The organism is Enterobacter sp. BIDMC 27 (assembly GCF_000534415.1).
Lineage (GTDB): Bacteria > Pseudomonadota > Gammaproteobacteria > Enterobacterales > Enterobacteriaceae > Enterobacter > Enterobacter hormaechei_C.
The window spans coordinates 2,220,650-2,242,634 of sequence record NZ_KI973178.1 but is presented as its reverse complement, the minus strand read 5'-3'; the positions used below and the strand labels follow the sequence as shown (position 1 = coordinate 2,242,634).

At 54.5% G+C, this 21,985-nt stretch carries 19 protein-coding genes; 3 read left to right on the top strand and 16 right to left on the bottom strand.

Features of this window, described 5'->3' with window-relative positions:
- Positions 1 to 111 precede the first annotated feature (111 nt).
- Positions 112 to 828 (top strand): GntR family transcriptional regulator, encoded by a 717-nt coding sequence (locus tag L463_RS12045; protein WP_017384967.1) that lies wholly within the window; start codon positions 112 to 114, stop codon positions 826 to 828.
- A gap of 86 nt (positions 829 to 914) precedes the next feature.
- On the opposite strand, the gene sucD is transcribed toward L463_RS12045, so the two are convergent.
- The 8 genes from sucD to sdhC form a co-directional block, all read right to left on the bottom strand.
- On the bottom strand, positions 915 to 1,784 hold the full coding sequence (gene sucD, locus L463_RS12050) for a succinate--CoA ligase subunit alpha (RefSeq protein WP_032673166.1): 870 nt from the start codon (positions 1,782 to 1,784) through the stop codon (positions 915 to 917).
- Positions 1,784 to 2,950, bottom strand: coding sequence for an ADP-forming succinate--CoA ligase subunit beta (sucC, locus tag L463_RS12055; RefSeq protein WP_017384968.1), 1,167 nt, complete (start codon positions 2,948 to 2,950; stop codon positions 1,784 to 1,786). The genes sucD and sucC overlap by 1 nt, the downstream gene beginning before the upstream one ends.
- Positions 2,951 to 3,034: 84 nt before the next feature.
- Positions 3,035 to 4,261, bottom strand: coding sequence for a 2-oxoglutarate dehydrogenase complex dihydrolipoyllysine-residue succinyltransferase (gene odhB / locus L463_RS12060; RefSeq protein ID WP_003858613.1), 1,227 nt, complete (start codon positions 4,259 to 4,261; stop codon positions 3,035 to 3,037).
- Positions 4,262 to 4,275: 14 nt separating this feature from the next.
- On the bottom strand, positions 4,276 to 7,083 hold the full coding sequence (gene sucA / locus L463_RS12065; RefSeq protein ID WP_003858615.1) for a 2-oxoglutarate dehydrogenase E1 component: 2,808 nt from the start codon (positions 7,081 to 7,083) through the stop codon (positions 4,276 to 4,278).
- Positions 7,084 to 7,446: 363 nt separating this feature from the next.
- Positions 7,447 to 8,163, bottom strand: coding sequence for a succinate dehydrogenase iron-sulfur subunit SdhB (sdhB, locus tag L463_RS12070; protein ID WP_017384969.1), 717 nt, complete (start codon positions 8,161 to 8,163; stop codon positions 7,447 to 7,449).
- 15 nt (positions 8,164 to 8,178) lie between these two features.
- On the bottom strand, positions 8,179 to 9,945 hold the full coding sequence (sdhA, locus tag L463_RS12075) for a succinate dehydrogenase flavoprotein subunit (RefSeq protein WP_003858619.1): 1,767 nt from the start codon (positions 9,943 to 9,945) through the stop codon (positions 8,179 to 8,181).
- Positions 9,945 to 10,292 (bottom strand): succinate dehydrogenase membrane anchor subunit, encoded by a 348-nt coding sequence (gene sdhD / locus L463_RS12080; RefSeq protein WP_003858621.1) that lies wholly within the window; start codon positions 10,290 to 10,292, stop codon positions 9,945 to 9,947. The genes sdhA and sdhD overlap by 1 nt, the downstream gene beginning before the upstream one ends.
- Entirely contained in the window at positions 10,286 to 10,690 is a 405-nt protein-coding gene (gene sdhC, locus L463_RS12085; RefSeq protein WP_026080740.1) for a succinate dehydrogenase cytochrome b556 subunit, read from the bottom strand. Before sdhC ends, sdhD begins: the two co-directional genes overlap by 7 nt.
- A gap of 639 nt (positions 10,691 to 11,329) precedes the next feature.
- Between sdhC and L463_RS12090 the strand changes: the two genes are divergently transcribed.
- On the top strand, positions 11,330 to 12,613 hold the full coding sequence (locus tag L463_RS12090) for a citrate synthase (RefSeq protein WP_006809584.1): 1,284 nt from the start codon (positions 11,330 to 11,332) through the stop codon (positions 12,611 to 12,613).
- A gap of 40 nt (positions 12,614 to 12,653) precedes the next feature.
- On the opposite strand, the gene L463_RS12095 is transcribed toward L463_RS12090, so the two are convergent.
- The 4 genes from L463_RS12095 to L463_RS12110 form a co-directional block, all read right to left on the bottom strand.
- A complete protein-coding gene (locus L463_RS12095; protein ID WP_032102602.1) occupies positions 12,654 to 13,433 on the bottom strand; it encodes an oligogalacturonate-specific porin KdgM family protein in 780 nt (259 codons plus the stop codon).
- A gap of 81 nt (positions 13,434 to 13,514) precedes the next feature.
- Positions 13,515 to 14,705, bottom strand: a complete 1,191-nt coding sequence (locus tag L463_RS12100; protein ID WP_032102685.1) for a glycoside hydrolase family 88 protein — start codon at positions 14,703 to 14,705, stop codon at positions 13,515 to 13,517.
- A gap of 21 nt (positions 14,706 to 14,726) precedes the next feature.
- Positions 14,727 to 15,989 carry an oligosaccharide MFS transporter gene (locus L463_RS12105; RefSeq protein WP_032102601.1) on the bottom strand — a complete coding sequence of 421 codons (1,263 nt, stop codon included), beginning with the start codon at positions 15,987 to 15,989 and terminating at the stop codon, positions 14,727 to 14,729.
- Between the two features lie 36 nt (positions 15,990 to 16,025).
- Positions 16,026 to 17,807: a DUF2264 domain-containing protein gene (locus tag L463_RS12110; protein ID WP_164722124.1), complete on the bottom strand. Its 1,782-nt coding sequence runs from the start codon at positions 17,805 to 17,807 to the stop codon at positions 16,026 to 16,028.
- A gap of 197 nt (positions 17,808 to 18,004) precedes the next feature.
- On the opposite strand from L463_RS12110, the gene L463_RS12115 reads away from it, so the two are divergent.
- A complete protein-coding gene (locus tag L463_RS12115) occupies positions 18,005 to 18,853 on the top strand; it encodes an AraC family transcriptional regulator (RefSeq protein WP_032102600.1) in 849 nt (282 codons plus the stop codon).
- Positions 18,854 to 18,855: 2 nt separating this feature from the next.
- Here L463_RS12115 and nei read toward each other — a convergent pair whose 3' ends face one another.
- From nei to pxpB, 4 genes are read right to left on the bottom strand one after another with little or no spacing between them, the layout of a single operon-like run.
- Positions 18,856 to 19,647, bottom strand: a complete 792-nt coding sequence (nei, locus tag L463_RS12120) for an endonuclease VIII (RefSeq protein ID WP_032102599.1) — start codon at positions 19,645 to 19,647, stop codon at positions 18,856 to 18,858.
- 18 nt (positions 19,648 to 19,665) lie between these two features.
- Entirely contained in the window at positions 19,666 to 20,406 is a 741-nt protein-coding gene (gene pxpA, locus L463_RS12125) for a 5-oxoprolinase subunit PxpA (protein ID WP_017694139.1), read from the bottom strand.
- Positions 20,393 to 21,325 (bottom strand): 5-oxoprolinase subunit PxpC, encoded by a 933-nt coding sequence (gene pxpC / locus L463_RS12130; RefSeq protein WP_032102598.1) that lies wholly within the window; start codon positions 21,323 to 21,325, stop codon positions 20,393 to 20,395. Before pxpC ends, pxpA begins: the two co-directional genes overlap by 14 nt.
- On the bottom strand, positions 21,319 to 21,975 hold the full coding sequence (pxpB, locus tag L463_RS12135) for a 5-oxoprolinase subunit PxpB (protein WP_003858633.1): 657 nt from the start codon (positions 21,973 to 21,975) through the stop codon (positions 21,319 to 21,321). The genes pxpC and pxpB overlap by 7 nt, the downstream gene beginning before the upstream one ends.
- Positions 21,976 to 21,985 lie beyond the last annotated feature (10 nt).

Here is a 21,985-nt window from a genome sequence, read left to right as displayed (position 1 = left end):
ATTTATGTGATCATTTTCACTAACATCGATATTTGTATTTTATTTGTATTATTTACAAATTTACAGCTGAAGGCATAATTCCCTGAAAAGGTATTAAAAAGGCGCGACACAATGGGTAATAAACCGATGTACCGGCAGATCGCCGATGCGTTCCGCGAAAAAATTAATGCCGGTGAGTTAAAACCTGGCGACGCGCTGCCGACAGAATCCAGCCTTCAGGAGGCGTTTAGCGTCAGCCGGGTCACCGTGCGGCAGGCTTTGAAGCTGCTCGCCGACGAGCAGATCATCGAAAGTATTCAGGGCAGCGGCTCGTATGTAAAAGAGGAGCGGGTGAATTACGATATTTATCAGCTCACCGGCTTTTACGAAAAGCTGGCGGATCGCAACGTCGATACGCACAGCGACGTCAGCGTCTTCGAAGTGGTGAAAGCCGATGAGCGGCTCGCGGCAAAACTGGCGCTCAATCCGGATGATAAAGTCTGGCACGTCAAGCGCGTACGCTTCATCAGGGAAAAGCCGGTGAATCTGGAAGAGACATGGATGCCGCTGGCGATGTTCCCCGACCTCACCTGGGAAGTGATGGAACAGTCGAAATACCATTACATTGAGCAGATCAAAAAGATGGTTATCGATCGCAGCGAGCAGGAGCTGGTGCCAGTCATGCCATCGGATGAGGCGATTGCCGCCCTGGCGCTCGATCCGGCAAAACCGATTCTGGAAAAAGTCTCCCGCGGCTTTCTGAAAGACGGCCGGGTATTTGAATACAGTCGCAACGTGTTTAACACCGACGACTATAAATTCACTCTGGTGGCTAAACGCAGACAATAAAAAAAGGCCGCTTTACAGCGGCCAACCATGTCGAAACGGACATTTTTTTATACTTCAACGCGCCCCATTCGGGGAGCAGAGAGGACTTACTTAATGATGGATTTCAGTGCTTCACCGATATCCGCCAGGCTGCGAACGGTTTTCACGCCTGCGGCTTCCAGTGCTGCGAATTTCTCATCAGCCGTACCTTTACCGCCAGCGATAATCGCGCCCGCGTGACCCATACGTTTGCCTTTCGGCGCGGTCACACCTGCGATGTAACCCACCACTGGCTTGGTCACATGATCTTTGATGTAAGCAGCCGCTTCTTCTTCCGCGCTACCACCGATCTCACCGATCATCACGATCGCTTCGGTCTGTGGATCTTCCTGGAACAGCTTCAGGATGTCGATGAAGTTAGAGCCCGGGATCGGGTCACCGCCGATGCCCACGCAGGTGGACTGGCCGAAACCGTAATCGGTGGTCTGCTTAACCGCTTCATAGGTCAGGGTGCCGGAACGGGAAACGATGCCCACTTTACCCGGCTTGTGAATGTGCCCCGGCATGATGCCGATTTTGCATTCGCCCGGAGTGATAACGCCTGGGCAGTTCGGGCCGATCATGCGCACGCCTACTTCGTCCAGCTTCACCTTCACGGTCAGCATATCCAGCGTCGGGATACCTTCGGTGATGGTGATGATCAGCTTAATGCCTGCGTCGATCGCTTCCAGAATAGAGTCTTTGCAGAACGGCGCCGGAACGTAGATCACGGTCGCGGTTGCGCCCGTCGCTTCTACCGCTTCACGCACGGTGTTGAACACCGGCAGGCCCAGATGCGTGGTGCCGCCTTTACCTGGCGTTACGCCGCCAACCATCTGCGTACCGTAGGCAATCGCCTGTTCGGAGTGGAAAGTCCCCTGGCTACCGGTGAAGCCCTGGCAGATAACCTTGGTATCTTTATTAATTAAAACGGACATTATTTCCCCTCCACTGCGGCAACAACCTGCTGAGCTGCATCCGTCAGACTTTTCGCTGCAATAATATTCAGGCCGCTGTCAGCCAGTTTTTTCGCGCCGAGTTCAGCGTTGTTCCCTTCCAGACGTACAACAACCGGAACGTTAACGCCCACTTCTTCTACCGCGCCGATGATACCGTCGGCGATCAGGTCGCAACGTACGATACCGCCGAAGATGTTCACCAGAACCGCTTTCACGTTGCTGTCAGAGAGAATGATTTTGAACGCTTCGGTTACGCGCTCTTTGGTTGCGCCACCGCCCACGTCGAGGAAGTTCGCTGGCTCACCGCCGTGCAGCTTAACGATGTCCATGGTGCCCATTGCCAGGCCCGCACCGTTAACCATGCAGCCGATGTTGCCATCCAGCGCCACGTAGTTCAGTTCCCACTGTGCAGCCTGCGCTTCACGCGGATCTTCCTGAGACTGGTCGCGCATTTCGCGCAGATCGGACTGGCGGAACAGCGCGTTGCCGTCAGCGCCCAGCTTGCCGTCGAGGCAGATCAGGTCGCCCTGGGTGGTGATCACCAGCGGGTTGATCTCGATCAGCGCCAGATCGCGCTCCAGGAAGATGGTCGCCAGACCCATGAAGATCTTGGTGAACTGCTGAACCAGCTTGCCTTCCAGACCCAGTTTGAACGCCAGCTCACGACCCTGGTAAGGCATTGGGCCCGCCAGCGGATCGATAGCCACTTTGTGGATCAGGTGCGGGGTCTCTTCCGCCACTTTTTCGATTTCCACGCCGCCTTCGGTAGACGCCATGAACACCACGCGACGGGAGCTACGGTCTACGACTGCGCCGAGGTACAGTTCTTTCGCGATGTCGGTTGCCGCTTCAACCAGGATCTGGTTAACCGGCTGGCCGTTCGCATCTGTCTGGTAGGTTACCAGACGCTTGCCGAGCCAATGTTCAGCAAACGCACGGATCTCTTCTTTGCTCTTAACAACCTTCACACCGCCCGCTTTACCACGGCCACCAGCGTGAACCTGACATTTAACTACCCACGGGCCGGAACCGATTTTAGACGCGGCTTCTTCTGCTTCACGCGGGGTAGTACAGGCATAACCCACCGGAGCCGGTAAGCCATACCGGGCAAACAGCTGTTTGGCCTGATATTCATGTAAGTTCATGTGTTCTATCCATCCTTCAGGTAATCGTTAGGTAGTGCTTTGTAGGCCCGGCAAGCAACGCGCCGCCGGGCAAGACTGCAAAAACTAGACGTCCAGCAGCAGACGCGTTGGATCTTCCAGCAGCTCTTTAATGGCAACCAGGAAGCCTACGGACTCGCGGCCGTCGATCAGGCGGTGATCGTAAGAGAGCGCCAGGTACATCATCGGCAGGATCTCCACTTTACCGTCTACCGCCATTGGACGATCTTTAATGGCGTGCATACCCAGGATCGCGCTCTGCGGCGGGTTGATGATCGGGGTAGACATCAGCGAGCCGAACACACCACCGTTGGTAATGGTGAAGTTACCGCCGGTCAGATCCTCAACGGTCAGCTTGCCGTCGCGGCCTTTCACGGCCAGCTCTTTGATTTTCTTCTCAATGTCAGCCATACCCAGGGTGTCTACGTCACGCAGAACTGGGGTAACCAGGCCGCGTGGGGTAGAAACCGCCATGCTGACGTCGAAGTAGTTGTGGTAAACCACGTCATCGCCATCGATAGACGCGTTCACTTCCGGGTAGCGTTTCAGCGCTTCAACTACCGCTTTCACGTAGAAGGACATGAAACCCAGACGGATACCGTGACGTTTTTCAAACGCGTCACCGTACTGCTTGCGCAGATCCATGATTGGCTTCATGTTGACTTCGTTAAAGGTGGTCAGCATCGCGGTGGAGTTTTTCGCTTCCAGCAGACGCTCGGCCACGCGCTTACGCAGGCGGGTCATCGGCACGCGTTTTTCGCTACGTGCGCCCAGAGCTGGCTGTGCCGCTGGTGCTGCCGCAGGGGCTTTCGCTTCCGCTTTCGCCTCAGAAGGCGCTTTTGCCAGATGCTTGTCGATGTCTTCGCGCGTCAGACGGCCACCCACGCCGGTGCCTTTGATGGCTGCCGGATCGAGGCTGTGCTCAGCCAGCAGGCGACGGATCGCCGGGCTGAGCGCGTCATTGGTCTGATCGGACAGAGACGCCTGCTGGCGCTGGGCCGGAGTAGACGCTTTCTCTTCAGATTTGGCGCTGGACTCTTTGCCCGCGCTATTGCCTTCACGCAGGCGACCCAGGATCTGGCGAGAAGTGACGGTCGTACCTTCATCTTCCAGGACTGCATCCAGAATGCCATCCGCTGAAGCCGGTACTTCCAGTACCACTTTGTCAGTTTCGATTTCTACCAGCACTTCGTCACGGGTTACCGCGTCGCCTGGTTTTTTGTGCCAGGTGGCGACGGTTGCATCTGCTACGGACTCAGGCAGGTCGGGAACAAGAATATCTACGCTACTCATTATGTATCCTTTAATTAATCGACGTTCAGCGCGTCATTGACCAGATCTTGTTGCTGCTTCTGGTGAACGGACATATACCCTACCGCCGGAGAGGCGGAGGCCGGGCGACCTGCATAACGCAGGGCAGACCCAAATGGAATCACTTCACGGAAATGATGCTGGCTGCAATACCATGCGCCCTGGTTGAGCGGCTCTTCCTGGCACCAGACAAAATCATGAACGTGAGCGTACTGTTTCAGCACTTCCTGCATCGCCTGATGCGGGAACGGATAAAGCTGTTCGATACGCACGATGGCGACATCTTTCTGATCGTTCTTACGGCGCTGTTCCAGCAGGTCGTAATAAACCTTACCAGAACACATTACGACACGCTTAACGGCCTGCGGATCCAGCTCGTCAATTTCACCGATGGCCGGCAGGAAGGTGCCGTTTGCCAGCTCTTCCAGGCTGGAGACCGCCAGTGGATGGCGCAGCAGGGATTTTGGTGACATGACTACCAGCGGACGGCGCATACCGCGCAGCGCCTGACGACGCAGCATGTGGTAAACCTGAGCCGGAGTGGACGGCACGCAAACCTGCATATTCTGCTCGGCGCAGAGTTGCAGATAACGCTCCAGACGCGCGGAGGAGTGCTCCGGACCTTGTCCTTCATAGCCGTGCGGCAGCAGCATCACCAGACCGCACATACGGCCCCACTTCTGCTCACCGGAGGAGATGAACTGGTCGATGACGACCTGCGCACCGTTGGCGAAGTCACCGAACTGCGCTTCCCAGATGGTCAGGGTGCGGGGTTCTGCGGTGGCGTAGCCGTATTCGAAGGCCAGAACCGCTTCTTCTGACAGCACGGAGTCCCAGACCTTGAACTGGCCCTGACCGTTATGCACGTGCTGAAGCGGAGTGTACGTTGAACCGTTAGACTGGTTGTGTACAACCGCATGACGGTGGAAGAAGGTGCCACGACCCGCATCTTCACCGGACAGACGAACCGGAATACCTTCGTCAACCAGCGTCGCATAGGCCAGCGTTTCCGCGCCGCCCCAGTCGAACAGCTTCTCACCCGCCGCCATTGCCTGGCGATCGCCATAGATCTTGGCCACGCGGGACTGCATCTCGATCGCTTCCGGCACGGTGCTGATGCGTTTAGCCAGTTCCTGCAAACGCTTCATCTCAACCTTGTTCGGGTAGCTCTCGTCCCACTCGTGGTTGAGGTACGGCGACCAGGTAAAGGAGTGCATGTTCATTGGGCGCAGCTCTTTGACCACGCATTCACCCGCGTCCAGCGCGTCGCGGTAGAGGTTGACCATCTCGGTCGCATCTTCCAGCGTCGCCACTTTTTCGCTTTCCAGCTTGTCAGCGTAGATTTTACGCGGCGTCGGGTGTTTTTTGATTTTCTGGTACATCAGCGGCTGGGTTGCACTTGGCTCATCCGCTTCGTTGTGGCCGTGACGGCGGTAGCAGAAGAGGTCAATGAACACATCGCGCTTGAAGGTGTTACGGAAGTCCAGCGCCAGACGGGTAACGAAAGCAACGGCTTCAGGGTCATCCGCGTTAACGTGGAAAATTGGCGCCTGAACCATTTTACCGATGTCGGTGCAGTACGGGGTGGAACGCGCATCCAGCGGGTTAGAGGTGGTGAAGCCCACCTGGTTGTTGATTACGATGCGAACGGTACCGCCCACTTCATAACCACGCGCTTTCGACATGTTCAGGGTTTCCTGAACCACGCCCTGCCCTGTGACCGCCGCATCACCGTGAATAGTGATTGGCAGTACTTTATTGCTGCTCGGCTCGTCCAGACGATCCAGACGCGCACGCACGGAACCGATAACCACCGGGCTGACGATTTCCAGGTGTGACGGGTTAAACGCCAGCGCCAGGTGAACCTGACCGCCCTCGGTTTCGATATCGGACGAGAAGCCCATGTGGTACTTCACGTCACCGGTGCCGAGGTGCTCTTTATGTTTACCCGCAAATTCGTCGAACAGATCCTGCGGCTTTTTACCCAGCACGTTAACCAGCACGTTCAGGCGACCACGGTGCGCCATGCCCAGCACCACTTCGCGCGTGCCGCTCTTACCGGCATGACGAATCAGCTCTTTCAGCATCGGGACTAACGCATCGCCGCCCTCCAGTGAGAAGCGTTTTGCGCCAGGGAATTTCGCGCCCAGATAGCGCTCAAGGCCTTCCGCGGCGGTCAGTTCGCTGAGGAAACGTTTTTTCTCTTCTGCTGAGAAATTCGCGTGGCCTGCCACGGATTCGATACGCTGCTGGATCCAGCGTTTCTCTTCGGTGGAGGTAATGTGCATATATTCCGCGCCGATGGAGCCGCAGTAGGTTTGCTTGAGCGCGTCAATCAGATCGCCCAGCTTCATCGTGTCTTTGCCGATGGCAAAGGAACCTACGTTAAAGCTTTCCTGGAAATCGGCCTCGGTCAGATCGTGATAAGCCGGATCGAGATCCGCTACACGTTCCTGCTGCCACAGTCCCAGCGGATCGAGATTCGCATGCTGGTGACCACGGAAGCGATAAGCGTTGATAAGTTGCAGGACTTTAACCTGCTTCGCATTGGTGTCAGGGTCGGAAATCGCAGAAGAGTAACGTGAGGCATCCTTCGCCAGACGACGGAAATAATCACGTGTTTTTGAATGGAATTGATCCGGTTTGACCCCTGTACCAGGCAACTGCTGGAACATGGAACGCCAGTTTGCGTCCACTGAGTCAGGATCGGTTAAGAAGTCTTCATAGAGCTGTTCTATCCAGCTCTGGTTTGAACCAGAGAGGTAAGAAGAGTCCAGCCAGGCTTTCATTGCGCCGTTCTGCATCGTGATCCCTTAAGCATTTTTATGCTTACTTTCGCCGTAGAAACTACCACGCACACCACGTGTACGTGCCGGGGTTCACCTGCGAGCTCTTTTCATTTGGCCCGCGAAGGAACCTTTAGAAACTGTCTAAATAATCTTCGTCGTTCCGGCTGCGACTGCGTTGCGGCTTTCACTCACCCCAGTCACATAGTCAACTATGCTCCAGGGGATTCGTTCAACCGCGCCTTGTCTCGCGCTGAACGTCTCGATTATTTACTTATCTGGCAGTTTTTAAAGGTTTCTGCAATTTGCCCGGTGGCGCTACGCTTACCGGGCCTACTGTTACGTAGGCCGGATAAGCGCAGCGCCATCCGGCGTTGTTACTTACGCACTGCGCTGCAACAACATCGACTTAATATGGCCGATGGCGCGCGTCGGGTTCAGCCCCTTAGGACACACACTGACGCAGTTCATGATGCTATGGCAGCGGAATACGCTGAAAGCGTCACTTAGCCCTTCCAGACGATTCTCGGTTTCGGTATCGCGGCTGTCGATCAGGAAGCGATAGGCAGCCAGCAGACCCGCAGGGCCGATAAATTTATCCGGGTTCCACCAGAATGACGGGCATGACGTTGAACAGCATGCACAGAGAATACACTCGTACAACCCATCGAGTTTTTCACGCTGCTCAGGAGACTGTAAGTGCTCGCGAGCGGGTGGATTTTGCCCATTATTCAATAAGTAAGGCTTAATCTTCTCATATTGTGCATAGAATTGCCCCATGTCCACCACCAAATCACGCACGACCGGCAGGCCAGGCAGAGGACGGATCACAATTTTCTGGCCAGGACGCTGTAGCGCTGAAATTGGCGTGATACAGGCCAGACCGTTTTTGCCGTTCATGTTTACACCGTCAGAGCCACACACCCCTTCACGGCAAGAGCGGCGGAACGACAGCGTAGGATCTTTCTCTTTCAGCTGGATTAAGGCATCCAGCAGCATCATGTCACGACCTTCTTCCGCTTCGAGGGTGTAATCCTGCATACGCGGAGCATCGTCTACATCCGGGTTATAACGATAAACTGAGAATTCGAGTTTCATTATCCTGTCTCCGCATTAGTAAGTACGAATCTTCGGCGGGAACGCCGGACGCAGTTTCGGTTCCATGTTAACGCTACGACGCGTCATGGTTTCCGACTCTGGCAGATACAGGGAATGGCACAGCCAGTTTTCGTCATCACGATCCGGGAAGTCGAAGCGGCTATGGGCGCCACGGCTTTCGGTACGGAAGTTTGCCGACATCGCAGTGGCGAACGCGGTTTCCATCAGGTTATCCAGCTCCAGGCACTCAACGCGCTGGGTGTTGAACTCGCTGGAGGTATCATCCAGACGGGCATTCTTCAGACGCTCGCGGATCGCTTTCAGCTGCTCAAGCCCTTTGGCCATCGCGTCACCTTCACGGAATACCGAGAAGTTGTGCTGCATACACTCCTGCAACGCCTTACGGATCTCCACCGGATCTTCGCCGTTACGATTACCGTTCCAGCGATTGAGGCGCTCAAGAGAGGCATCTATTTCGTCGTCGGTCGCATCACGCAGCGCGCCCTGCTCGGCAATAGATTCCTGGAGATGCAGCCCCACCGCACGACCAAATACCACCAGGTCCAGCAGGGAGTTGCCGCCCAGACGGTTTGCGCCGTGCACGGATACGCAGGCAATTTCGCCTACCGCGAACAGGCCAGGGATGACCACGTCTTCGCCCTGCTCGTTCACGGTCAGCGCCTGACCGGTCACTTTGGTCGGAATACCGCCCATCATGTAGTGACAGGTTGGGATAACCGGAATTGGCTCTTTCACCGGGTCGACGTGCGCGAAGGTGCGGGACAGCTCCAGAATGCCCGGCAGACGGGATTCCAGCACTTCTTTACCCAGATGGTCGAGTTTCAGCTTCGCGTGTGGACCCCAAGGGCCGTCACAGCCGCGGCCTTCACGGATTTCGATCATGATGGAACGCGCCACCACATCACGGCCCGCCAGGTCTTTCGCGTTTGGCGCATAACGCTCCATGAAGCGCTCGCCATGTTTGTTCAGCAGGTAACCACCTTCACCACGGCAGCCTTCTGTCACCAGTACGCCCGCACCCGCGATACCGGTTGGGTGGAACTGCCACATCTCCATGTCCTGCACCGGCACGCCAGCGCGGATCGCCATCCCAACGCCGTCACCGGTGTTGATATGGGCATTGGTAGTGGACTGATAGATACGGCCTGCGCCGCCGGTCGCCAGCACGGTTGCGCGGGCTTTGAAGTAGACCACCTCACCGGTTTCGATGCACAGGGCGGTACAACCCACCACGGCGCCATCGGCGTTTTTCACCAGATCCAGCGCATACCACTCGGAGAAGATGGTGGTGTGGTTTTTCAGGTTCTGCTGATACAGCGTGTGCAGCAGCGCGTGGCCGGTACGGTCAGCTGCCGCTGCGGTACGTGCCGCCTGCTCGCCGCCGAAGTTTTTCGACTGGCCGCCAAACGGACGCTGATAGATGGTGCCATTTTCCAGACGGGAGAACGGCAGACCCATGTGGTCCAGCTCCAGAATCGCTTCCGGGCCGGTTTTACACATATATTCGATGGCATCCTGGTCACCGATGTAATCGGAACCTTTTACCGTATCGTACATGTGCCATTCCCAGTTATCTTCATGGGAATTACCCAGCGCAACGGTGATACCGCCCTGCGCAGACACAGTGTGGGAACGGGTCGGGAATACTTTAGAGAGCAGCGCACAGGTCTGGCCGCTCTGGGAAATTTGCAGTGCGGCGCGCATACCTGCGCCACCCGCACCAATCACAACAGCATCAAATTCTCTGACTGGCAGTTTCATTACACACCCCACACCACAACAAATCCATAAATGACGTAAACCAGCAGAGCAACAACAATAATCAGTTGCAGCGGAAGGCGAATCGCCAGCGGTTTAACGTAATCGGTCAACACCTGCCACATGCCAATCCAGGCATGAATAAGGATGGAGAACAGGGCCAGCAGGGTGAACACTTTGGTGAAGGCCGATCCGAAGAAACCACTCCAGATTTCCCACGTCAGCGTCCCGCTGGTCGCGAAGAAACCGATCATATAGATGATGTAAAGGGTGAGAACGATGGCGGTAGCACGGACCAGGATGAAGTCATGTACGCCGTTGCGTCCTAATGCGGAGGCGTTGCTTACCATACGAGAACTCCTGCGAGAAGTGAAAGCACGACAGTGATCACAAATGAAATGTTAGCGGTACGTTTACCGGCCTCGAACGTCTCTTCCAGGTAGCCAAAGTCCATCAGCATATGGCGAACGCCGCCAACCACGTGATAGGCCAGCGCGGTCAGAATGCCCCACATGATAAATTTCACGAAGAAGCTGTTCATGATGGCTGAGGCCTGGAGGAATCCTTCAGGGGATGAGAGGCTGGTTCCCAGTAACCACAGCAAGATACCGACCGCCACAAACGTAATCACACCAGAAACACGGTGCAGAATGGACGCTATTGCTGTTACAGGGAATCGGATCGTTTTGAGATCCAGATTGACAGGTCTTTGTTTTTTCACATTTCTTATCATGAATAACGCCCACATGCTGTTCTTATTGTTTCCTTCCTCCGGACTGCGATGCGGGTCAGACAGCGTTCCTTTTCTATAACTGCGCGTCATGCAAAACATTGCTTCCAAATGCTAAAACGACACGTTACAACGCTGGGTGGCTCGGGATTGCAGGGTGTTCCGGAGACCTGGCGGCAGTATAGGCCGTTCACAAAATCATTACAATTAACCTACATACAGTTTGTTGGGTTTTCTCTGGAACAGTGATCGGGGTCACGATAACAACATCTTTTTAATTTTTAATCATCTGATTTGACAAATGTTAAACAATATTGTTACAAACGTCAGCAGAAAAGGCATATAATGCGCAAAAGTTATGAGGTCTCTCTTTCACCTGACAAATAGTTATGTAACAGTGTGATGGTATTGACCGAAGTTATCAGGACAGTTATTAGTGATATACAGGTTTGAATAATTCGGACTGCAAAAACGCTGATTTGCTGTTGTTTCACTGATATTTCATTCGTTTACCTGCAAGGCGCCATAGCTCTGTACCCTGGTTTCTCCTCGTGAGCTGAGCGGTAAGCCAAATAACAATCTGGTAACGATGATTAACAGCTGAAAGCAAATCCGGTAAAGCGCAGTCTTAAGCATAAGGCGCTAAGGAGACCGTAAATGGCTGATACAAAGGCAAAACTCACCCTAAATGGTGATGATGCTATTGAACTGGATGTGCTAAAAGGCACGCTCGGTCAGGATGTTATTGATATCCGTACGCTGGGTTCCAAAGGGGTATTCACCTTTGACCCTGGATTCACCTCCACCGCATCTTGCGAATCCAAAATCACCTACATTGACGGTGACGAAGGTATCCTGCTCCATCGCGGCTTCCCCATCGATCAGTTAGCCACCGAATCCAACTATCTGGAAGTGTGCTACATCCTGCTGAACGGCGAAAAACCGACGCAGGCCCAGTACGATGAATTTAAAACCACCGTGACCCGTCACACCATGATCCATGAGCAGATTACCCGTCTGTTCCATGCGTTCCGTCGTGACTCTCACCCGATGGCGGTCATGTGCGGTATTACCGGTGCGTTGGCGGCGTTCTACCACGATTCTCTGGACGTGAATAACCCACGTCACCGTGATATCGCGGCGTTCCGTCTGCTGTCTAAAATGCCTACCATGGCGGCGATGTGTTACAAATACTCTATCGGTCAGCCGTTTGTATACCCACGCAACGACCTCTCCTACGCGGGTAACTTCCTGCGCATGATGTTCTCCACGCCGTGCGAAGAGTACGAAGTGAACCCGGTGCTGGAACGCGCGATGGACCGTATTCTGATCCTGCACGCTGACCACGAACAGAACGCCTCGACCTCTACCGTCCGTACCGCGGGCTCTTCCGGCGCGAACCCATTCGCCTGTATCGCTGCGGGCATCGCCTCCCTGTGGGGACCGGCGCACGGCGGCGCGAACGAAGCGGCACTGAAGATGCTGGAAGAAATCAGCTCCGTTGAGCACATTCCTGAGTTCGTGCGCCGCGCGAAAGACAAGAATGACTCCTTCCGTCTGATGGGCTTCGGTCACCGTGTTTACAAAAACTACGACCCGCGCGCGACCGTCATGCGTGAGACCTGCCACGAAGTGCTGAAAGAGCTGGGCACCAAAGATGATTTGCTGGAAGTGGCGATGGAGCTGGAACACATCGCGCTGAACGACCCGTACTTCATCGAGAAGAAACTCTACCCGAACGTCGATTTCTACTCTGGCATTATTCTGAAAGCGATGGGCATTCCGTCTTCCATGTTCACCGTAATCTTCGCCATGGCGCGTACCGTGGGCTGGATTGCGCACTGGAACGAAATGCACAGCGAAGGCATGAAAATCGCGCGTCCTCGTCAGCTGTATACCGGCTACGAGCAGCGTGATTTCAAATCAGATATTAAACGTTAATTCGTTACATCTGCAAAAACGCGCCCAAGGGCGCGTTTTTTTATTTTAAATTGTATTTGAACCCCACTCGCAGCTGATATTCACTTTTTGTATCATCGCCATCTTTATATTCATCAAGATAGCCAAGTTCAAAGAAGGGATAAAACCGTGGCGTAGTATGGAAATTAAAAACAACGTTGTGCTGTAAGGTGTGGTTTTTACCATTGGCATACACGAATTTATCAGAGTGCGTTTTACTGTAATACGTTGGGTTATATTGCACCCAAAAGTCTGGAGTAAAATATTTTGTCAGATAAATATCCACGCGATGCTCCGACGAATCATCCCACTCACCCTGACGTGTTTCACTGTCATGATTCTGATGATTGTAGCGATAGCGCAGTACCGCCCCCAACGTTGGATCAAAATGGTAACCAATGCCAATGTAGGGATCGATGCGTGACCCTGCCGATTCCCAATGAAAAACGGTTCCTGGTTCCAGCCAGAACTGGCTGGCACCTAGCGAGAAGGGCTTATTGAACTCCGCTTCCTGGTAACTGCTTTTCCACTGATCCATGTGCTTACCTAAATCGGCATCGGTTTCAAAACTCCAGTACATGCTTTTCAGGATGCTGTCAGGATCCTGAACAACGCCTGTTAACATCAACCGTTGTAAAAAACTTTCACTGGCGGTGCGGTATTGCGTACGCGGGGCAAAGAACACCGTAGTATACGGTGTCGCTTTTACCTGCGCAGCAGTAATAGTATTATTATTTTCTGCACACACACCCAGTGAAGAAAACGTTATTGCAGCGAATATAATTACGCTTTTTCTTTTCATTATATTATCCTTGCCATTACAGAGATAAGCGCTCCCCTGCCTGATTAAAGACATAATTTAGAGAACAGGGAGAGCGAGATATTACCAGTAACTATTCCATGACGACGTTGCCCGCGCGATGGCTTCCATCAGGAAATAATCTCCCCAGGCACAGCATTCATTTACGCCAACGTTACCTTTAAAATGATAAACAGAATGGTTGAGAAGTCCTTCCCCCTGCTGATGCGTCAGATTGAAATAGCGATCGATCATGCTTTCAATGATTTTTAACCCTAGCGCCTCATAGCTTTCACGATCAGGATGGGTCACCGGTAGCTGTTTCACCAGCTCCAGCAGTGCACAAGCGAGAATGGCGCTGGCAGAACTGTCTCGCTCACTATTCGGGTCGGTTAACGCCAAATCCCAATAGCAAATAAGATCGTCCGGCAGCCGGTTGATAAAGTAGTTTGCCAGGGTCTGGCTCAGCGCCAGCAGCTTTTTATCACCGGTGTAGAGATAATTAAGCAGAAAACCATACACGCCCCAGGCCTGCCCGCGCGACCAGCAGGAATCATCAGAGAACCCCTGATGGGTATTGCCAAACCGTGGCTCACCGGTTCTGACATCCATATAGTACGTATGGAATGTAGAACCATCTTCACGAACGATATAGCGTCGGGCCTGTTCAATATGCCTTTTCGCCGCTTCAGCATAGCGTGGCTCCCCGGTGGCAAGGCTGGCCTGATATAACAGCGGCAAATTCATATTGCAGTCGATGATCATTCTTCCCTGCTGCTCAGGGTTATCCAGCTCTCCCCACGCCTGAATAATGCCGCAGCGGTGATGGTAGCGCTCCATTAACAATTCAGCAGCCTGTAGGGCGATGTATTTTGCCTCTCTATCGCCCGTTAGTTTGCTGCCTGCGATACAGGAAAGACTGTATAAGAACCCCAGATCGTGGTGGTTAGTACAATCTCGTTTGGCAATCCGCTCGCCAAATGAGCGGACGTGCTGTTCGGCTAATGTGCGATAGCTCGCTTCCCCGGTCCACTCCCAGGCGAGCCACAGCTGCCCGGTCCAGAAACCGGTCGTCCATTCCTGATTATCAATCACCGGATACTGACCGTTACGGCAGGCCGCATCGGGAAAGCGCTGTCCGAACCAGGTCATGTTCCGTTCAACCGCGCTGGCGATAAGCGGCATGGCATCACGGATTTTCGTTGCAATCGCCGCGCGCTCACCATGGCGAAGCATAACAGGGACAATCGGTTCCTTACGTATATTCTCAGACATCATTCTCTCGTTCTCGTTGCTTCAGTGAAGGGCTTCCTGACCCGGTGACGGAAGGTCCGGGACCTTTTTATGCTGGTAACACGCGGAGAGGGTAAAAGCAGAAATCCCCGTAAACACCAGTGCTATCAGCCCCATAACCAGATAGGTGTGTTCAAACCCAATTGTCTGGTAGGCATAGCCGGCCGGAGGCGCAACAACGATTGATCCCACATAGATCATCGCCTGATACCCCAGCAGATACATCGTGGCGTTGACACGCTTATCAAAATGTTCGGCAATGTACTTAAAGACCGAGACCAGAATCAGGGCGATTTCGATCCCGTACAGGGGTTTGATAAGGCAGATAATGACCGGATCGTTTGTCAGCCCGGAAACAATTAATCGCAGGCTGATCACCAGTCCGGTGAGCAATAACCCCTGTTTTGCTCCAATGCGATTTATGAGGGCAGGCACTAACATCATGCCGAAAAACTCCGTCGCAGATTGCGTTGTACTCATATAACCAAACATGGCATTCCCCTCTTCTTTTGTGCTGAAGAAGGTGACGAAGTAGCGTGAAAACTGTTGTTCAGCGATAAACATCATCCATGCCACGCCGGCGATGTAGAGCGCAAAGGTCCAGAATTTTTTGTTACGTAGCAGGTTATATACATCGCCAATCACAATTTTTTCTTTCGACAGAACGTTATTCTCTTCCTGACCGAAATGATCGACTTTGAGCGTCAGCAGCACCGCAAGCATGCACAGTGCGGAAGCGCTACTGATAACAAAGTTAATTTTTGGCGAGATGTTATAGAGGTAACCGGAAAATGAGGAGGCCGACGCCCATCCCAGTGCGGCCCACATGCGGATACGGCCAAACTCCATATCGTATAAACGGCTGAAACGATCGACATAAGACTCTTCGGCCGCAACGCCTGCGTACCATCCAAGACTGAAAAACAAGGCGCCGACGATCATGCCGCTGACAAAATGAGTCTCCAGCAGCGGCAGATAGCACCAGATAAAAAAGGGAGCCATCAATGCTGAAACGGCGCAGACAAAGTAAAGCAGATGTTTTTTCATGCCCATTTTGTCCATGATATAGCCATAAATAGGCTTAAAAATGACAGCAAAAACGCCGTTAACGGCGAACACGGTGCCAATTTCTATGCCATCAAGTCCGGCTTTATCCCCCAGCCAGATGGCATAAAGCCCAAAACTTGCAGCCCAGGTAAAGGTAAACAGAAAAACGAAGAGGCTTAGTTTGATATAAGCCGAACGTGTTGATTGAACAGGGTTCATGGTTATCTTTCTCCGCACGCACGCCAGGTGCGCCAGCTATTGTATGTGTAGGGTTTTCGTGTTCAGCGTGAGAACCTGGCTCAGGCGATCGAAGGCCAGCGTCATCGGTGGCGGCAGGACAGAGGCCATCGTGGCCGTTACGGCACACGCCAGCCAGTGCGTACCGGGTTCAAGCACGGCGCCCAGGCAGGGGATCTCGCCCGGTGCAGCATGGAGAATGTGGCTGTTGGGAGCCGTCGTGACGGTCAGCGCGTGACGCTCGCAGAGCAGATCCACAATCTGGCTACACCCGGACAAGGTGTTCAGGGCTACCTCATGAGAAGCTTTACTTGTTTCCGCGAGTAAATGACGATTGATGGCGAATCCACCCTCGACGCTGTCGAGCGCGCGCTGGGTTTCAACCCGGTGGAGTCGGATGTGCCCCTGTTGATGCGGGATAAGCCAGGTCGTGACAAATACATCCGGCCAGGGTTGCCAGGTGCTGCGGAGCCAGGCGTCAGTCATGTCGACAGAGGTGCACTCGCGACGTCCGCGCCAGTAGTTGTCCTGCTCACTGAATATCAGCATCGAATCGCATGCCGCATGATTCAGGGCGTCATTTCCCCGCGTAAGCGTGAATCCAAAATGGCTGGAATAGGCAAACTTGCTGTATTTCGCCTCGAAATTGACGAAGTTATTACGATCGTACTGACCCGACATCAGCATCCATGCGTGCCGGTTTTCGTCGGCATGTACGATGATTTGCCCGGCCTCTTTTATCTGATGAATATTTTCCCGCGCTGGCAGCGGTGCGGCCTCAGCCTGCCAGAACGGGCTATCATCCGGTAATGCAAGAATCAATAATGTTTTGCATGCCCACCAGGGTGAGCACGGGCTATTGTAATCTTCCGTCATCACCAGGTTCGGATAGGTATAACCCAGGGTAAATAAGCCGTCATTATCCATAAAGGGCTGCGCCATCCACCAGTCAAGATGGCGAAGGATCAGGCCTTTGACGACCCCTGGCGAGAAAACATCCAGCCCGGTATAGGCCACTGCGCTCCAGAATGCGGCCTGCACAAAGCGGTAGGTCAAGCTACGGCCAAAGGGGATGGCATTGCCGTCGCAGGTGAAATAGTGGAGGTAGTCGCCCGCGAACTGATGCGCCCGCTGGCGATAACAGAGACAACGCGACGGATCGACATCCTGCATAAAGTGGCTATACAACAGGCTGTAAAAATGAAAACCGCTGGAAATGTAGTAATCGCGTGGCTTTCCGGCGCCGTCGGAATACCATCCGTTACCCAGCCAGAAGGGTTCAACCGCGTTCAGATGCTTATCAATCACCATCATATCGTAATGGCGCCCTACCCGTTTCAGTCCAACCTGAACCAGGACCGGGAAAAAATGCCAGTTATTATCGGGGATGGTTATTTCGGCACTCTGGCGCAGCCAGCGTTCCAGATTGTCCTGTTCAGTAGCCGAAAGCGCCTGCCAGATCCCGGTGTCAGGTAGCGCCAGCGCCAGGCCAAACGCCGCCATTTCGACACAGCGTTGGTCGTTGTCAGACAGATCGCCCCAGTAGTCTGGATGCTGAGGGTCGCAACCACTACGGATGCCCTGTAAAAATATTTCCCTATACCCTTCCGCTTCGCCGCCGCTCAACAGCGGCGCAAGCGCCCACATCAGGCGTGCAAAGCCCTCAATACCCGCGATATCGTCTGTATAGTGAGCTGCCGTTTCCCCAATGTGCAAACGGGTATTTTCCCGGGTCAGATGGGGCACAGCAGCGGCAATCCAACCCTCTGCGAGTTGGCAATAATCGTTCCTTACCTGCATAATGAAACCTCGTTTCATTTGATGATTTCGGGGCATCATAAGGAGTCAGAGACGCAGACAAATGTGATAATTGTCGTATTTTCAAACAGCGCAGTTTATTGAGAGCAATATTGGCTGGAATTTTGGCGGTAAAATTTGGTTAAGATGATAAAAGTTTAAGTTTGTTCACATCCTCTCCGAGGCAGCCAGGGGCTACCATGCAGCGTTCCGAAGACAACAGTTATCTGGAACATATCAATCTCACAGACAGGTCGATCTACTTTAACCGCATGAAAGATATGCCAGCGAATTACTATCATTGGCATCAATGTGTGGAAATTTTATCGGTGTCCCAGGGGGTTGGGATCGCGTTGATGGAGCATCAGCAATATACCGTTAAACCCGGGCGGATCTTTATTTTCCCACCGGGGAAACTTCACAAAGTTTACGTCGAGCAGGACGCACGCAATATCTACCACCGCACGACGCTGCACTTTAACGGCTCAGTGATTGACCACTATCTGCGTGATTTCCCCCGTCAGCGAAAACTGCTTCGCCAGTTGTGTGGTCGCGGAGAAAAAGCCCGGGTCTTTGATGTGCACGATGTACAACCCGTCATTGAGAACGTACTGGATCGCTTTGAAGCCCTGATGAAAAGTGAAACATTCAGCATCAGTGACAGCGCATTTCTGGTGATGCAGTTGATCAGCCTGTTACCCTGGCAGGAGCAGGCCACCGGGCAGAATACCTTTTCGGCGAATATTATCCGCTGGCTCGAAACCCGCTTTCATCAGCGCTGTACGCTGGAAGAGATCGCCAGAGCCATGGGTTGTTCCCGAGGACATGCATCCCGCCGGTTCCACGATGAAACCGGCGGGACGATTCAGGAATATTTGACGATGAGGCGCATCCGCCAGGCGTGCGAATTATTACTGCACAGCAACGCTACGGTACGGGAGATTGCCGCACAGGTTGGCTTCTCCGAATACGCCTGGTTTATTACCTGCTTTCGTAAAAATATGGGGAAAACGCCCCTACAGTATCGCAAAACCTACGCTACACCATGACGTCATCTCTGACAGTTCGGACACCAGTAAAACGGCCTGGAAGAGATCGTCGCCTTCTCAATCACCCCGCCGCACCGCTCACACTTTTTACCTGCCCGATGAAACACCTTGAAGCGGAACAGCGCCCCGTGATGCTTGTTCTCATCCACCACGCCGCGCGTGTTGTACGACAGCCGTGGAATATCCAGTAACGCGTGCGACAGCGCCTCCAGCTGTTCATCGCTCAGCTGCGACGCTTTGTGACGCGGCGCCAGCCCCACTTCCCAGAGGATCTCCACCCGCAGGTAGTTTCCCAGCCCCGCCAGAAATGCCTGATCGAGCAATAGCCCGGAAAACTGCCGGTTGCGGAATGTGGGGGATAACAACCGGGCTTTCACATCGCTTGCCGTCAGACGCATGTCGAGCACGTCCGGCCCGACCCGCTGTAAGAACGGATGCGTCAGCAGCTGCTCCGGCGTTAACATTTCGATATCAGAGGCGCTGTAAAGCAGGATCGCCTTATCCGCCGTTTGTAGCCGCACGCGCAGCACGCGGGTCGTTTGCGGCTGCTCGTCCGCCTCCACCACCCGCCAGACACCGTAAAGCTGATTATGGCTGTATAACGTCAGGTTATGGGAAAAGTGGGTGAGTAACGCCTTGCCGCGCGTTTCAATGTGGGTCACCGTCTGCCCCACCAGCTGCGATTCAAACGGCTTGAGTTGAGGAAAGGCAAACCAGACGTGTGTCAGAGGTTTGCCCTTTATTGCCGCCTCCAGGCTATCCGCCGCGCGGCGGATCTCCGGACCTTCTGGCATGTTATTGTCCTTTCATGATTATTCTGCGCTGACAACAATGCCCTCTTCCGAGAACGCCGCCCGCAGGCGTCGCGCAAACTGGAGCGCATGCTCGCCGTCACCGTGTAAGCACACCGTATCAGCCTGAACGTTTGCCGTTGTCCCCTCCGTTGAGGTTACTCGCCCGAAGCGCACCATCTCCAGCGTCTGCGCCAGTGCTTTACCTTCGTCGGTGATCAGCGCACCGGCCTGCGTACGCGGAACAAGGCTACCGTCCGGCAGGTATCCCCGATCGGCAAACACTTCCTGCCGCGTAGTCAGCCCCAGCCGTTCTCCGGCACGAATAAGCTCGCTGCCCGCCAGGCCTACCAGAATCAGTTGCGGATTACAGTCCCGCACCGCACGGGCAATGGCATCCGCCAACACCGGATCTTTCGCCGCCTGGTTATAGAGCATGCCGTGCGGCTTGACGTGGCGCAACACGCCATTCTCAGCGCGCACTATCGCCTCCAGCGCGCCGATCTGGTAGAGCATTTGCGCGTAAACCGTCTCAGGCGGCAGATCCATCGCTGTGCGACCAAAGTTTTCCCGGTCGGGAAAGCTGGGGTGAGCGCCAATCGCCACGCCGTTTTTCATGGCATTGCGCACGCTTGCCAGCATGGTCTGCGCATCGCCGGCATGAAACCCGCAGGCGATATTCACCGAGGAGACCAGCGTCATCAGCACCGCATCGGCGTTGCTGCCCTCCCCCAGATCGGCGTTTAAATCAATCTTTACCATCGAGCCTCCACGCCAGCTGTTCGAGATAACGCTGCTGATCCTGCCGGGCTTTCAGCGCCTCCTCCAGCGAACACTGCACAAAATGAATGGGCTGACCGAGAGGAATTTGCGCCAGATGGTAGCGATCCGCTTCGATAATGCAGGCAATACGCGGATATCCCCCCGTGGTTTGCGCATCGTTCATCAGTACGATGGGCTGCCCGTTGCCCGGCACCTGAATCACCCCGGGCAACAGACCATGGGAAAGCAGTTCCCGGTCAGTCGTGCGGGTCAGCGGCTGCCCCTGAAGCCGGTAACCCATGCGGTTACTCTGCGGGCTGATCTTCCACGGCGAGCGCCAGAAAGACTCTTTCGCGGCTTCATCAAACTCATGGTATTCCGGTCCTGGTAAGGCGCGGATCACGTTCCCCCACAGCAGCTGTTTCACGCCCTGCGTGGTGGTGAAATGGCGCTTTGAGGTCTTTATCCGCAGACGATCGCCGTCACGCAGCAGCCGTCCTTCATGGCCGCCCATTCCCGCTTTCTGGTCGGTGCTGGATGAGCCCAACACCTCCGGCACGTCGATCCCCCCCGCCACCGCAAGATAGCTGCGCACGCCGTGCAGAGGACGCTTGAGCGTCAGACGCTGCCCGGCCTTCGCCCGCAGGCGCCAGCCGGTCCACAACGCTTTGCCGTCCAGCATCGCGTCACAGCCCGCGCCGGTTAAGGCAAACCAGGTTTCCTGACCAAACTCAATCACGCACTGACCCAGCGTAATTTCTAACGCCGCCGTGCTGCCTGCGTTACCTACCAGCAGGTTGGCAATCTCCAGCGAAGGGCGATCGAGCGCACCGCAGTAGCTTACGCCCGACTGACGCAACCCAAAACGCCCGGCATCCTGTACCGAGGTGTAAAGCCCTGCGCGAATAAGCGTTAACATACCCCCTCCTTCTGCGGGATAAAGCGCAGGGTATCCCCCGGACGCAGGAGTATGGGCGCGTCCTGGCCTGGTTCAAATAACGGCGTGGACGTATGCCCAATCAGCTGCCAGCCTCCCGGTGAGGCGAGCGGATAAATTCCCGTTTGCTCGCCACCAATCGCCACGCTGCCCGCCGGTACGCTCAGGCGCGGCTCAGCCCGGCGCGGCGTATGCAGCTGGGGCGATAACCCGCCCAGATAGGGGAAACCCGGCTGAAATCCCAAAAACCAGACAACATAGTCGACTGAGCTATGCAGCTCCACAACCTGCTTCTCCGTTAATCCACAGTGTTCGGCCACCACGCCAAGGTCGGGACCTCCCTTGCCGCCATAGACAACCGGGATCTCAATCGTCCGCGATTCCGGCTCCAGCGCCTCGCTCTCCTCCCACCAGCGTTGCAGACGCTCAATGGCATCCAGCGCCCCCGTGTGCGGATCACGCAGCACCACGGTGATATTATTCATACCCGGAATAGCTTCAACCACGCCGGGTAGCTCGGGCAGTCGCTGAGCCAGACGCCAGATACGCTTTTGCGTAGCAAGCGTCACCGGAGGCTCAAGCTCCAGAACTACCGCGGTTTCACCCAGAAGATAACAACGCGCTCGCTGCACTTAACTACCT